This window comes from Cohnella phaseoli, from assembly GCF_003386235.1.
Classification (GTDB): Bacteria; Bacillota; Bacilli; order Paenibacillales; family Paenibacillaceae; genus Cohnella; species Cohnella phaseoli.
Genome location: NZ_QRDZ01000018.1, coordinates 106,234 through 118,618, shown reverse-complemented (window position 1 = coordinate 118,618; position 12,385 = coordinate 106,234). Strand labels below are relative to the sequence as shown.

Sequence of the window (12,385 nt, the reverse complement as noted above, 5' to 3'; positions counted from 1 at the left end):
GGCTTCCTTCATCCATACGAAGGGAAGCCGGCTTTGTTTATATTCGCGGATCAGACGGCTTGAACGACCGATCTGCGATGCCGGATTCGCATCATGCGCAGCTTCGCGTATTTCGTCTCCGCTTCATCGGCGGAGACGGAATCCCCATACATTTTGCGAAGCAGCGGCTTCAAATATTGATCTCCGAGCTCGCCGATGGCCGTTTCGAATTGCTGCGCTTCCTCTTCGGTCAACTCGCTGAGCTCCCGCTCCACGATCGGCAGCACATCGTATCCTTCCTCGTCCAGACGTTCAATTCGTTCGATGAGCGCCCGGCGCGAGCATTTTAGGTCGTCCCCTAATTGAACCAGCGTTTTACCGCCGCGTATTCCTTCAAGAAGAGAACGCTTCTCCCTGACAATCGCCAGCTTCTTGCTGTACTTCTCCTCCTGCTGCCGGAACATCCAGGACGCCAACTGCTCTGCAGTTACCGATCCCGGCACCCACTCGCTAAGCGGAAACGTATGCCGCCTCTCCATGCCCTGCAGCAGTTCGATGATCTCGCCGCCGTAACGTTCGGTCTTAACTTTCCCGAAGCCCGGAATCTCCCCCAACTCGTCCAGCGTATGGGGCAAATAAACGGCCAGCAGCTGCACTTCCCGGTTCGTCGCGATCAGATAGGCCGACTTCTTCTCTTCGACCGCTCTGGCTCTCCTCCAGGTTCGAAGCGTAGATACCACTTCTTCCGCATCTTGCGTGTCCGCATAGCATTGCAGCAGCTGCGGCATAGCTTGACGACGTTCCCAGAACGGCACCTCCTCCAACATTCCGTCCAGAAGAGGCCTGAAGCCCAGCTTCATTTTGACAGCGACCCCATGACGGAACGCAGCCAGCAGCTCTTCCCAGCTCATGCCCTCGTACCACAGATCCTGCACCTCCGACGCCGCATCTTGAAGCGTCCGCCAGCCAACGCTCCAAATCCCCTGCAGTTCGCCGATGAACACCTGTGCGCGCTCATCCGCATGTCCCGTCACCCGCTCGAACTGATTCAAAAATACAACCTGCATTCCAATTCCTCCCCGGCCGCATCCGCGGCTTCATAATGTGCGTTCAACTGCAACGCCGGCCAGGGCAAACAAAAAAAGCACCCCACGCCGGTTTGGCGATGAGGTGCTTCCTCAATCGTGCGAACATTGAACAACTTAAGATTATCAGAATTATCCAGGTTAGGCAAGACCTCTTTGATCATTTATAATAAAGGCAACAGCTGCCCCAAGGAGGACTTATCCGCATGGTTTTGAAAGATTACGATTTTCTGTCCGATTCGACCGAACAAACGTCGACCCGTTTTGTTACGTTCATTACTCCCGGCCTTAAACGCTTCGATCTGGCCATATTAACGACGAACCGTTTTTACGGCAAAAAATTGGTCACCGACATGATGTTCGGGCGAAGCGCCATACTCGGCCCCGACGACCTGGAGGAAGAGGGCGTGCTTGAATCGGCATTTCGCATCTCCGAAGAGGAAGCCGCTGAGCTAGCTCAGTTCCTGACTCTCGTACTGGGAGCTGTCAACTTCACCGATTAACGGACGAATGGTTCGGATATGCTAACGGAATCAGTCGCCTTAAGAAGGAGTTGAGATTTCGCCATGTCCCCTTTCTATCCTGAAAACAAGCAGCCGTCGACCGATCTGGCCACAGTAGAATCGCAGCGCAACGACCTCGCTTCCGAGGAATTCCCGGAGGGGCCTTACGGCTCACCCGCTCCGATGCACGCCATCGGCAAAAGCTCACCATGGCGCGACGACCAGCGTCCGCCTAACCCTTTCTCCTATGAAAATCGCGAGTTCCATGCCGGTATGGAGCGAGGCTACCCGGGAGACGTCGACGCTCCGGACGAAGTTGTCGAAGAAGATTATCCTTAGCCGCTCGTTCGGCCCGGATATGGAATCGGCATTTCTGTCGACCATCCCCGGGCCTGAGTTTCTATCGTTTCCCGATTCGCTGCACCTCGTCATGCGTAAGGTCGAGCATATCGGCGATTTGCGCTGCATCCAAACCTTTAGCGAGCATTTTGCGGACTACCTTAGCCCTCTCTTCTGCCATACCTTCAGCTTTTCCTTCAGCTACTCCCTGCTCCTTGCCCTTCAACAGTCCCTCTTCAATGCCCTCCTCATACCCCCAACGCTTCCAGGCCGGCATCAATTCCATAATTGCTTCCCCCTCCTTCGGATGATCGTTCATCAATTCTCGCATGATTCGCTCGTCCTGCTCAGGGTCGGGTTTGAAATACAAATCCGCCACCGACATCAGCAGCGCTATCCGCGCATCGTCCAGCTTCCTTCTGAGCCGTAAAAGCATCCGCAAATACGCCAGACGCATTTCTTTTTTCTCCTTCTCATTGTAACCCATTTTCGCCAGCAGTGCAGCAGCTACCGGATTGTCCGAATCGACAAACCTCCTCCAGGAATGCCGCCTCAGCTCCACCTTCCAATAATGAAATCGGACGATTTCGCGCCCCGGGATGGCCATCCTGAACGTATCCGGCTCCTCGCCGCCTTCGTCCGCGGTGAAGATGGCGATCGGAATAATCAGTCGATGCTCCTTGCGATGACGCTCGAACAGACGACCGAAATAAATGAACATTCGTTCGGAAAAGTCCTTCTTACGCGACGATTGCGGCTCCATATGAACCAGAATGTACGCATCCAGCGCTTTGTAGCGGGTTTCCAATAGCAAATCGAGAATTTTCGCCTCCTCGCCGACAATATCGACGAGCTGCTCCTGCATCAACAGCCTCGTATGACTGTGATCCAGCAAAACGTCCAATTCGGGAAAAAACAGCTCGATAAACTCTGCAAAAAAAGTTTGCAGCAGCTTCTTGAATGCTTCGTCATGCGGTATCGCCGCGCCTTTCTCCTGATCCCGCATCCCTCTGTTTCTCATCTCCACCTGCCTCCTCTTTGGTCGGCCGAAAACGACAAACGCCGCCTACTCCCCGTAAAACAGGGAGCAAGCGGCGTGTTCTTCACGACCGACTATTCAAACTATGCCTAAAATTGTACCAAACCTCGGCAATTTGCGCCAGAGCCAACCTTATCGTAAATCCGGGCCGAACAGCAGCACGTTGCTCAAATTCCGCCCCGGCGTGAACAACTGAACTCCCTGCGAGTAGATGCCGGCCGAAGCGCCTCCGTCCAACCCCATCGCATCGACGGCGCCCTTGGCTCGCAATAATTCGGCGACTTCTCCGTGCGTCGCCGAACCGGTCGTGACCATGACGACACGGCCGTCCTTCGTAATTCCGATACCGCTACGGGCGGCACGCTTGGCGTCGGCCCCGTCCTTCTCGACTACCTTGCCGCCTTCGATCAGCTTCGGCCAGGCCTGCACGGCCGTTACGACATCGTTCCAGCGAACGAGTCTCCCCTCCGCGTTCGAGTACGTCACGCGGTAATGCACCTTCCGGCCGACCTTGAACATTTCCTTCAGCTCCGCCAAGCTTTCGCGCTGATTGACGATCACGTAGCCGTCGCGGGGTATTTTGGCGTTTTCGCCTTTCGCTACCCTAATCACCTTACTGCCGCTTACGACGATCATGACGCCTTTATCGGTGCCGATTCTCGCGCCGTAGTCGGGCGTATAGATCGTTGTCCCGCTGCCTGCCCGACGGTTTACGTAGCTTGCCGACCAGCGACGCTGCGAATCGTACAGCCCATCGAAGCCCCCTGCAATGCTCGGCGACGCCTCATCAAGCCGTGCGGTGCCGTCCGCAGCAAAGCTAACAATCGTTCCTACGCTGCCGGTATTAAACAGCAGCTCGCCGTCTTTGACCAGCGTTCCGTAGGGCAACGGCACTTCATCGTTGTACGCGGCGAAATAAGTGCCGTTAATCGCATAGCTCGCCTGACGCCTCGTTACGATCGCTTTCATCGCTTCCGCGTTGCCGAGCGCGTCCTTCCCAAGTCCCAGACCTGCTGGCATCCCTTGCGGCAGCACGATCGTATTGACGTAGGCTTTCCGGCCGTTCAGCTTCGTTTGGCCCGATTCCGTCTTCGGCGCGGAGGCCGACTTGAACTTGACGGGATCGACAATCTGCAACCGGAAGCTGCAACTGGCGGCCTCGCGCTCGTAGCCGGACGCTGTGACCTCTACTTGCGTCGTTCCTTTTGCCAGCGGTATCGCGATGCCTTGCGAAGTGACGCGGGCTAACTTCGGATTTGCGAATTCATAGTATAAATACGGCTCATATTGAAACAGAGCGTCCAGACTCGTCTTCGCGTTCATAGGCAGTTTAACCGTTTCTCGCGGACAAACCAGTCCGTCTTCCGCCGTCTGATCCTCCTGTGAAGCCGACGATGCCGCAGGCCTATCTGTCCCGGCATCCGCTCCCATCAAGCTGAATCCAATTAGTGCTACTCCTGCTGTCTTCGCCAAAAAACGCAACCTTTTACCCACGAAAAAAGACCCCTCCATTCCGAATAACGTTATTTTCGGACGGAAGGGGGCTAATGTTTAGAAGCCGAAGTAATTTTTAGCGTTGCGGTAGCAGATATCCTCCACCATGCCGCCGAGCAACTCCATATCCTCCGGGGCTTCTCCGCGCTCGACCCACCCGCCGAGCATATCGCACAAAATTCTGCGGAAGTATTCATGACGAGGATAGCTCAGGAAGCTTCGGGAATCCGTCAGCATGCCGACGAACCGGGACAAGAGGCCGAGATTAGCCAATGCGTTCATCTGCTCCAGCATGCCGTCCTTCGTATCGTTAAACCACCAAGCCGAGCCGAGCTGAATTTTCCCCGGAATTCCGCCGCCCTGGAAGCTGCCCATCACCGTTCCCAGCACATAATAATCCTTTGGATTCAGCGAGTATAGAATCGTTCTCGGCAAGCCTGCTTTGGCATCAATGCCGTCCAGCAGCTTCATCAGCGGATAGGCCAGTTCGCCGTCGTGAATCGAGTCGAAGCCGGTATCCGGCCCGAGCCGGGCGAACGAACGGCTGTTGTTGTTCCGGGATGCATGGATGTGGAGCTGCATCGTCCAGCCGAGCTTGCTGTACTGCTCGCCCAGATGAAGCAGCGTGTACGTCTTGTACTTGCTTTCCTCCTCCAGCGTCAACGTCTCGCCGCCAAGAGCTCTCGCATAGATGGCGGACACTTCTCCAAGACTCGTCTCGGCGTACAGGACGCGATCGAGCGCATGGTCCGACACTTTGCAGCCGACCTTCGCGAAGAAAGCGATGCGGTTGTCTACCGCCTCCAGGAAACCTTCGTACGTATCGACGTTCATTCCCGCCGTCTCGCCGAGCTTGCGCACCCAAGGCACGAACGTGTCGCGGCGAATTTCCAGCCCTTTGTCGGGCCGGAACGACGGGAGCACAAGGCAATCGAAATCGGCGATACCTTTAATCCCCTCGTGATACTCCAGTGTATCGGTCGGATCGTCGGTCGTGCAGATGACGCGCACGCGCTGGTCCCGGATCAGCCTTCTGACGGAAAAGTCCTCGGAACGCAGCACCGCGTTCGCCTTCTCCCAGATCGCCGGCGCGTTCTTCTCGTTAATCGGTTCCTCGATGCCGAAATAGCGCCTCAGCTCGAGATGCGACCAGTGATACAGCGGATTGCCGAGCGTCGCGGGAACCGTCCTCGCCCAGGCGAGGAAACGGTCGTAGTCGTCCACCCCCGGCCCTCCGGTCACAAGCGTTTCCTCGATTCCGTTCGCCCGCATCGCCCTCCACTTGTAGTGGTCCCCGTACAGCCAAATTTCCGCGAGGTTGCCGAAGCGCTTGTCCTCGTAGATTTCCTGCGGATTCAGATGGCAGTGGTAGTCGATAATCGGCTGCCCCGCCGCGTAATCGTGATACAGCCTCCGCGAAACCTCGCTCTGAAGCAAAAAGTGATCGCCCATGAACTCCTTCACTCCGTTATCGCCCCTTCATCGAAATTTGACCAGCTCGTCTACACGCACCGCCTGCCCCGTGCGGATCGAACGGTTCGCCGCGATGCCCGTCAATATGCTTTTCGCTCCGTCGATATGATTCGCCGCCCGCTTAAACCGATCCTCCGCCGGAACGCCGAAAATATCGTTCAGCAGCACCGGATCGCCGCCGCCGTGTCCGCCTTCGCCCTCTTCAACGTCGACCTCGTAAGGAGCCGCAAACATCGGGAACACGGTGATGGATCTGTCTTTAAGCGCGCCTTCCTCGGATTTCTCGCCGCCCGAGTTGACGTACGATTGTTCGACGATCGTCATCTCGATGCGCCCCTTCGTGCCGTTAAACGCAATGCGGTAGCCTTCCCAAGGGAGGTAGGCGTTAAGCGAATACGTCAAAATCGCATTGTTCTTATACCTTACCAGCACGCCCATCGTATCCTCGATGCTGATGCCGTCTCCGAACACGCTCTGGTCGCGCTGATAGCCGTCCTCATGCTCGGCGTCCAGATAGAGCGCCTTCAGGTTGTCGTTACCGTCAAGCGGCAGCGCGAACGGATCGTCCTTGGCGTTCGGATTCCCGGTTGCGCGATCGTAGAACTTCGTAACTCCGCGCTGCTCTGCATTCTCCTTGCCGTAGAACAGCAAATCCCCGAAAGCGAACACCGTGTCCGGCTCCGAGCCGATCCAGAAGTTGACGAGGTCGAAATGGTGCGTCGACTTATGGACGAGCAGGCCGCCGCTGTTTCTTTTGTCCCGGTGCCATCTCCGGAAATAATCCGCCCCGTGCTGCGTATTCAACAGCCATTCGAAGTGGACCGAAGTAATTTTGCCGATCGCGCCGTCTTCGATCAGTTCGCGGGCTTTCGTATGGTGCGGCGCATAGCGATAGTTAAACGTCACCCTCACGTTCCGCCCGGTACGCTCGACCGCATCCAAAATGTCCTGACACTTCTTCTCGTCGACCGTCATCGGCTTTTCGGTCACGACGTCGCAGCCAAGCTCCATCGCGCGGATGATGTACGTATGGTGAGTGCGATCCACACTTGTCACGATAACGGCGTCGGGCCGTTCCTTCGCGATCATCTCTTCGAACTGCTCGGCCTTGTAAGTCGCCACCCGGCGGTAGCCGTAACGATCGGTCAACTGCCGATTGGCGTACTCCATTCGAGTTTGATTCGTGTCGCAGAACGCCAGCAGCTCCGACGTATCGCGGAAAGACGTCGCGATCGCCGAATAGAAAAACTCCGCCCGTCCCCCCGAACCGACTAACACATACTTTTTCTTGTCGTTCATATTCGCTCACCCTTATGTTGGATTTGTTGTTCCGATAAGAGTAACTTATAGCAAACAAGAAACGTTTTCTCCTTCTTTCCTGCTCACTTCGGCCAAAACCCCGCATATTTTGCTATAATACGTAATAGATCATAGCGAACGGAAAGAAGGTGCTGCCGCTTTGACTGCTTCATCTTTGACGGAGAGGCTTGAGCACGGAAACTTGTCCGACCCTTTCTACATCGAGTACGTGAGCCGCACCCAACCCTTTACGATGGAAGCGCATCATTTTCATTCTTACTTCGAGCTGTACTGTCTGTTGTCCGGCACGCGCGATTATTTCGTCCGCGATTCGACGTACGGCGTAGAAGCCGGCGACCTCGTCTTCATCGGACCTAACGTGCTGCACCAAACCCTGCTCGCAGGCGACCCCGCTCATGCGCGCATTGTCGTCCATATCGACGATCGCTACGTCCGGAACGTACTCGGGGAGCATGCCGAGCTGCTGCTGGGCCCTTTCGTCGCCGCCGCGCCGATCGTCCGGCTGAAGGGCGAGCAAAGGCTTCGGCTGGACGCATTAACGGACCGCATACTCGAAGAGCTTCGTATGCGACCTCCCGGTTTCGAGCTAGCCCTTAGGTCGGCGTTCGCGGAGCTATTGCTGCTCTCTGCTCGCGCCGTTCAAGCCGGGCATGCCCCGGAAGCCTCCCTGTCCTCGCCGATGCATCGCAAAATGTCCGAAATCGTGCGCTACCTGAACGCGAGCTACGGAGAACCGATCAAAGTCGGCGAACTGGCCGAGCGTTTTTATATCAGCCCGTACCATATGAGCCGCTCGTTCAAAGCGGCTACTGGCTTTACGGTCATCGACTACCTGAATTTGACGCGCGTCAAGGAAGCGCAGCGACTGCTTCGCGCAACCCGTCTGCCGATCACGGAGATTGCGGCCCGCACCGGCTTCGACAACTTCTCCCACTTCGGAAAAACGTTTAAAAAAATAACCCGGGCTTCCGCCCGGGATTATCGCAAGGAGCATAGCGCCGCCTCTCCACAATAGCATACAATGCGGTCGGGAGGCTTCATTGGAATATTACGTTTTCGCTTCCGATTTGATTTTGAGTCTTTAATGAACCATCGTCAAGCAAGCCGTCAGCCGCTTGTACAGTTGCCCAGCCAATCCCGGTCGGGAATCGCCCTCATCGGGCGCTAGCCTTCGGAATTTCGTTGTTCGCGATCATCTCTCCGAACGGACTGACATACGAATTGCCCGTCGGCCGCTCTTGTTTGTTCGCCAGAGGAAGCAGCGGGAAGAGTAGCTCAGCCGTCCGGTACGCTTCTTCGAGATGCGGATAGCCGGACAGAATGAACGTCTCGATGCCGAGCTCGGAATACGCCTTCATGCGGTCGGCGACCGTCTGCGGATTGCCGACAAGCGCCGTGCCGGCTCCACCGCGCACGAGGCCTACGCCGGCCCACAGATTCGGGCTGATCTCCAGCGCCTCGCGGCTGCCGCCGTGCAGGTTCATCATTCTCCGCTGTCCGACCGAATCGAAGCGGTCCAATATTTTCTGCGCGCTGGCGATCGTCTCGTCGTCCAAGTAGCCGATCAGCTCTTCCGCGGCTTTCCAGGCGTCCTCCTCCTTCTCCCGGACGATGACGTGCAGACGAATGCCGAATCGCACCGTCCTTCCTTGCTGCGCGGCCAGCTCGCGAACGACGGCGATCTTCTCCGCCACCTGCTCCGGCGGCTCCCCCCAGGACAGGTAGACGTCGACATGGCGGCCGGCGACCTTGTGGCCCGCGTCGGAGGAGCCTCCGAAGTAAAGCGGCGGATAAGGCTGCTGCACGGGAGGGTACAGCACTTTGCCCCCGTCGATGCGAATGTACTCGCCGGCGAAGTCGATTTCTTCGCCCTGCAGCGCCTTGCGCCAAACGGTCAGAAATTCGTCCGTCAAGTCGTAGCGGGCGTCATGGCTCAGATGCAAGCCCTCTCCGGCCAGCTCGACCGGATCGCCACCGGTCACTACGTTGATCAACAGCCGTCCGCCCGAAATCCGGTCGAACGTCGACGCCATTCGCGCGGCGATCGTCGGGGACATAAGCCCTGGCCGGACCGCGACGAGAAACTTGAGCCGACGGGTAATCGGAATAAGCGCGGATGCGGCGATCCAAGGATCTTCGCAGGATTTGCCCGTCGGCAGCAGTACGCCTCCGAATCCGAGACTGTCGGCCGCTTTGGCGATTTGACTCATATAGTCGAAGTCGACCGCCCGGGCGCCATGGCCGGTACCCAAATATTTTCCGTCCCCGTGAGTCGGGATGAACCAGAACACTTCCATTTCCTTCAAGCCCCTTTCCTGACTAGCGCGTCTGCCTCAGCAGCTTCCATACCGGATCGATCAGCGCGGCCTTGTCGCTGCTTAAATATTGATTGGCATAGCTCCTTACCGGGTCGCCGGCGTAGAACCTTTCGTACAGCTCGTGCCGCGAGCCCAAGGGGCTTCCGATCAGATCCCAGGCCAGCTTGAACAGCCGGACCTTCTGCTCGGCGCCCACCGACACCCCTTCGAAATATCGGTTCAGCAAGTCGCCGAGCGGACCGTCGAACTGGCTCATCCGTGCGGGCGTCTGCACAAACCCTCCCCCGCCGACCTGCTGCAAAATCTCAATCGCACGCGGGTACAGCTTCGTCCCGATGCTTCTCGCCGTATCGATGAACGTCGGCTCCGGCAGCCACATTCCCGTTGCCGGGTCGGGCTTCGCCTGCGCTTCTGCGGCAATCAGCAGCGCTTTGATCGTATCGATCTGCGTGATGAGTTCGCCGAGCTTCTCCTGAACGTGGAGAAAACCGTTCACCCCGATCGCATCGGCGACGGCGAACGTCACCCCGGCGACGAATTCCAGCTTGGCGACGAAGCGAACGACCGTCTGGTGGAAAGCCAGCGAATTCGAAGGCACATGCGAGCGCAGCTTCCAGACCGCGTCGGCGTCCCCGTTCAGCAGCACCCGCTCCCACGGAACTAGCACTTCGTCGAACAGCAGCACCGCGTCCATCTCGTCGTAGCGCGAGCTGAGCGGATGATCCTGCCCGTCGGGCTCGGCGAACGATTCCCGGCATACGATGTGCAGCCCTTCCGATCCGGCCGGCACGATCAGCGCATGGGCGTGCTTACTATGCCGGGCATCCAGCTTATTGAACGAGAAAATGAGAAAATCGTGCGTGTAGGGCGCGCCCGTCGCGATCATCTTGGCTCCGCTCAGCACGATGCCTTCTTTCGTTTCTTTGACGACATGCAAGTATCGCTCGGCGAGCCGCTTGTCGTCCAGCCCCTTCGAGCGGTCGATCTGCGGGTCCAGCAGCGAAGTCGTCAAGAAGCGGTCGTTGTCCCGAGCTTCCTCGTAGTACGCGGAGATTTTCGCCTCCAGCCCGGCATCCAGCTTGCCGAGCTGCTTGCGCGAGCCATACCACCCCGCTACCAGCGAGCGCGCATAATCGGATAGACGGCTCATGACGCCGTTCGTTTCCTTGGCCCAATAAGCGAAAGCTCGGCTTCTCTTCGCCAAATCTTCGGCGGTGTAGGGCACGAGAAACGAGCTGTGGGCGAATCTGCCGCTATCGTCCGCCGCGTACCCGACATAGTCTCTACGGCGGGGATCGTCAAGCAGGTCGAACAGTCGGCCGATCGTGGAGAGCGTTCCGGAGAAAGCCGGATGCCCTGGCAGTTCGGTTACTTTCTCCTGGTCTACCCATACGTTTCTGCCGTCCTGAAGGCTGTCCAGAAAACGTTGGCCTCTCGATGTCATGTTCCGGATCGCTCCTTCGCCTCGCCTGCGCGGCGGAATGCCGCGCCCGGATGTCTGTCCGGCAGACGGCTTGCGCCGGGCCCGAACAGCTTCTCGCGCATCGTTCCCTTGGCGTATTCCGTTTTGTACAGGCCGCGCTCCTGCAAGATCGGCACGACCAGATCGATGATGTCCTTCAAGCTGCCTGGCGTAATAAGATGAGCGAGATTAAAGCCGTCGATGCCCGTCTTCTCCACCCAAGCCTGCATCTGATCGGCGACTTCTTCGGCCGAGCCGAACAGCAGGGCGCTTCGTCCCCCGATCTTGACGATCTCGTCGACGACTTCTCCGACGTTCATCCGCTTCTCCGACATCGTCGTGAACCGGGCTACGGCCGCCTGTCCGTGATCGGACGCGAAATAGGACAAATAGTCGGAACGGTCGTACTTCGACAAGTCGATGCCGCTGAAGCCCCCGTACAGCACCTGCGGAGCGTCTTCGCTGCGCAGGGCCGTATATTCCCTGAGCTTCTCCTCCGCTTCCGCCCGAGTCCGGCCCACGATGGAGTTAATGGCCATGAACACTTTTACGTCCTCCGGCTTGCGTCCGTAGGAGACGGCCTTCGTGCGGATGTCGTCGACGTAAAACTTCAGGCTCTCGTAGTTGTGCGCGTCGATGAACACGCACTCGGCGTGCTTCGCGGCGAACTCCCGCCCTTTGGCGGACGTCCCGGCTTGATACAGCACGGGCGTGCGCTGAGGCGAAGGCTCGCTCAGATGAGGTCCCGGAATGTTGTAATACCGCCCCTCGTGATTGATCTCGTGAACTTTGGAAGGATCGGTATAGATGCCGCGCACGGCGTCTCGAACGACGGCGTCCTCCTCCCAGCTCGCTTCCCACAGCTTGTAGACGACTTCCATGTATTCGTCCGCAACCTCGTAGCGGCGATCATGGTTGACCGCCTGGTCGAGTCCGAAATTCTTTGCGGCGCTCGGCAGAAACGAAGTGACGATATTCCACCCTACCCGGCCTCCGGTCAGATGATCGAGCGTGGACATTCTTCTCGCATGGGCATAAGGAGGCTCGTAGGTCGTCGGAATCGTGACCGCGAAGCTCAGATGCTCCGTCGCGTACGCCATTGTCGGAATAATCAGCGACGGATCGTTGACCGGCACCTGGACGGCGTCCCGCAGCGCGGCGTCGCGATTGCCGCGGAACACGTCGTAAAATCCGTAGACGTCCGCCAGGAACAAGGCGTCGAACAAGCCCCGCTCCAGCAATTGCGCCAGTTCGACCCAATAGCGCAAATCCTTGTAGCGGTGTCGTTCGCTCGCGGGATGCTTCCATAAGCCGTGCGCGCTGTGCATGGCCGTGTTCATATCGAATGCGTTAAGCCGTATTTGTTTCCCCAT

General features: G+C 57.7%; 11 protein-coding genes. 3 read left to right on the top strand and 8 right to left on the bottom strand.

The annotated features are described in order from the left end of the window. Positions 1 to 50: 50 nt before the first annotated feature. A complete protein-coding gene (locus tag DFP98_RS21760) occupies positions 51 to 1,046 on the bottom strand; it encodes an HRDC domain-containing protein (protein ID WP_116062715.1) in 996 nt (331 codons plus the stop codon). Positions 1,047 to 1,270: 224 nt separating this feature from the next. On the opposite strand from DFP98_RS21760, the gene DFP98_RS21755 reads away from it, so the two are divergent. Both DFP98_RS21755 and DFP98_RS21750 read left to right on the top strand, forming a co-directional pair. Beyond that, the gene (locus DFP98_RS21755) at positions 1,271 to 1,567 is read left to right on the top strand and encodes a DUF3055 domain-containing protein (RefSeq protein WP_181917843.1); all 297 of its coding nucleotides are present in this window, start codon (positions 1,271 to 1,273) and stop codon (positions 1,565 to 1,567) included. Between the two features lie 63 nt (positions 1,568 to 1,630). Then, the gene (locus DFP98_RS21750; protein WP_116062714.1) at positions 1,631 to 1,906 is read left to right on the top strand and encodes a hypothetical protein; all 276 of its coding nucleotides are present in this window, start codon (positions 1,631 to 1,633) and stop codon (positions 1,904 to 1,906) included. A gap of 61 nt (positions 1,907 to 1,967) precedes the next feature. On the opposite strand, the gene DFP98_RS21745 is transcribed toward DFP98_RS21750, so the two are convergent. From DFP98_RS21745 to DFP98_RS21730, 4 genes are all read right to left on the bottom strand, one after another. Next, entirely contained in the window at positions 1,968 to 2,927 is a 960-nt protein-coding gene (locus DFP98_RS21745) for an Rpn family recombination-promoting nuclease/putative transposase (RefSeq protein ID WP_116062713.1), read from the bottom strand. Positions 2,928 to 3,077: 150 nt separating this feature from the next. Further along, positions 3,078 to 4,439, bottom strand: a complete 1,362-nt coding sequence (locus DFP98_RS21740; RefSeq protein ID WP_181917842.1) for a phosphodiester glycosidase family protein — start codon at positions 4,437 to 4,439, stop codon at positions 3,078 to 3,080. Positions 4,440 to 4,496: 57 nt separating this feature from the next. Further along, entirely contained in the window at positions 4,497 to 5,903 is a 1,407-nt protein-coding gene (uxaC, locus tag DFP98_RS21735; RefSeq protein WP_116062711.1) for a glucuronate isomerase, read from the bottom strand. A 15-nt stretch (positions 5,904 to 5,918) separates the two neighbouring features. Continuing rightward, positions 5,919 to 7,211: a Gfo/Idh/MocA family protein gene (locus tag DFP98_RS21730; RefSeq protein WP_116062710.1), complete on the bottom strand. Its 1,293-nt coding sequence runs from the start codon at positions 7,209 to 7,211 to the stop codon at positions 5,919 to 5,921. A gap of 160 nt (positions 7,212 to 7,371) precedes the next feature. Between DFP98_RS21730 and DFP98_RS21725 the strand changes: the two genes are divergently transcribed. Continuing rightward, the gene (locus tag DFP98_RS21725; protein WP_116062709.1) at positions 7,372 to 8,247 is read left to right on the top strand and encodes an AraC family transcriptional regulator; all 876 of its coding nucleotides are present in this window, start codon (positions 7,372 to 7,374) and stop codon (positions 8,245 to 8,247) included. A gap of 139 nt (positions 8,248 to 8,386) precedes the next feature. Here DFP98_RS21725 and ssuD read toward each other — a convergent pair whose 3' ends face one another. The 3 genes from ssuD to DFP98_RS21710 are packed head-to-tail and all read right to left on the bottom strand — an operon-like array spanning position 8,387 to position 12,385. After that, positions 8,387 to 9,529 carry an FMNH2-dependent alkanesulfonate monooxygenase gene (gene ssuD, locus DFP98_RS21720; RefSeq protein ID WP_116062708.1) on the bottom strand — a complete coding sequence of 381 codons (1,143 nt, stop codon included), beginning with the start codon at positions 9,527 to 9,529 and terminating at the stop codon, positions 8,387 to 8,389. A gap of 22 nt (positions 9,530 to 9,551) precedes the next feature. Further along, positions 9,552 to 10,994, bottom strand: coding sequence for a 4-hydroxyphenylacetate 3-hydroxylase family protein (locus DFP98_RS21715; protein WP_116062707.1), 1,443 nt, complete (start codon positions 10,992 to 10,994; stop codon positions 9,552 to 9,554). Beyond that, a complete protein-coding gene (locus DFP98_RS21710) occupies positions 10,991 to 12,385 on the bottom strand; it encodes an LLM class flavin-dependent oxidoreductase (protein ID WP_116062706.1) in 1,395 nt (464 codons plus the stop codon). The genes DFP98_RS21715 and DFP98_RS21710 overlap by 4 nt, the downstream gene beginning before the upstream one ends.

Excerpts from the sequence above, each read along its gene's own strand:
- DFP98_RS21730 (WP_116062710.1), bottom strand. The coding sequence starts at position 7,211 with ATGAACGACAAGAAAAAGTATGTGTTAGTCGGTTCGGGGGGACGGGCG.
- DFP98_RS21750 (WP_116062714.1), top strand. The coding sequence starts at position 1,631 with ATGTCCCCTTTCTATCCTGAAAACAAGCAGCCGTCGACCGATCTGGCC.
- DFP98_RS21755 (WP_181917843.1), top strand. The coding sequence starts at position 1,271 with ATGGTTTTGAAAGATTACGATTTTCTGTCCGATTCGACCGAACAAACG.
- ssuD (WP_116062708.1), bottom strand. The coding sequence starts at position 9,529 with ATGGAAGTGTTCTGGTTCATCCCGACTCACGGGGACGGAAAATATTTG.
- DFP98_RS21760 (WP_116062715.1), bottom strand. The coding sequence starts at position 1,046 with ATGCAGGTTGTATTTTTGAATCAGTTCGAGCGGGTGACGGGACATGCG.
- DFP98_RS21710 (WP_116062706.1), bottom strand. The coding sequence starts at position 12,385 with ATGGGGAAACAAATACGGCTTAACGCATTCGATATGAACACGGCCATG.
- DFP98_RS21715 (WP_116062707.1), bottom strand. The coding sequence starts at position 10,994 with ATGACATCGAGAGGCCAACGTTTTCTGGACAGCCTTCAGGACGGCAGA.
- DFP98_RS21745 (WP_116062713.1), bottom strand. The coding sequence starts at position 2,927 with ATGAGAAACAGAGGGATGCGGGATCAGGAGAAAGGCGCGGCGATACCG.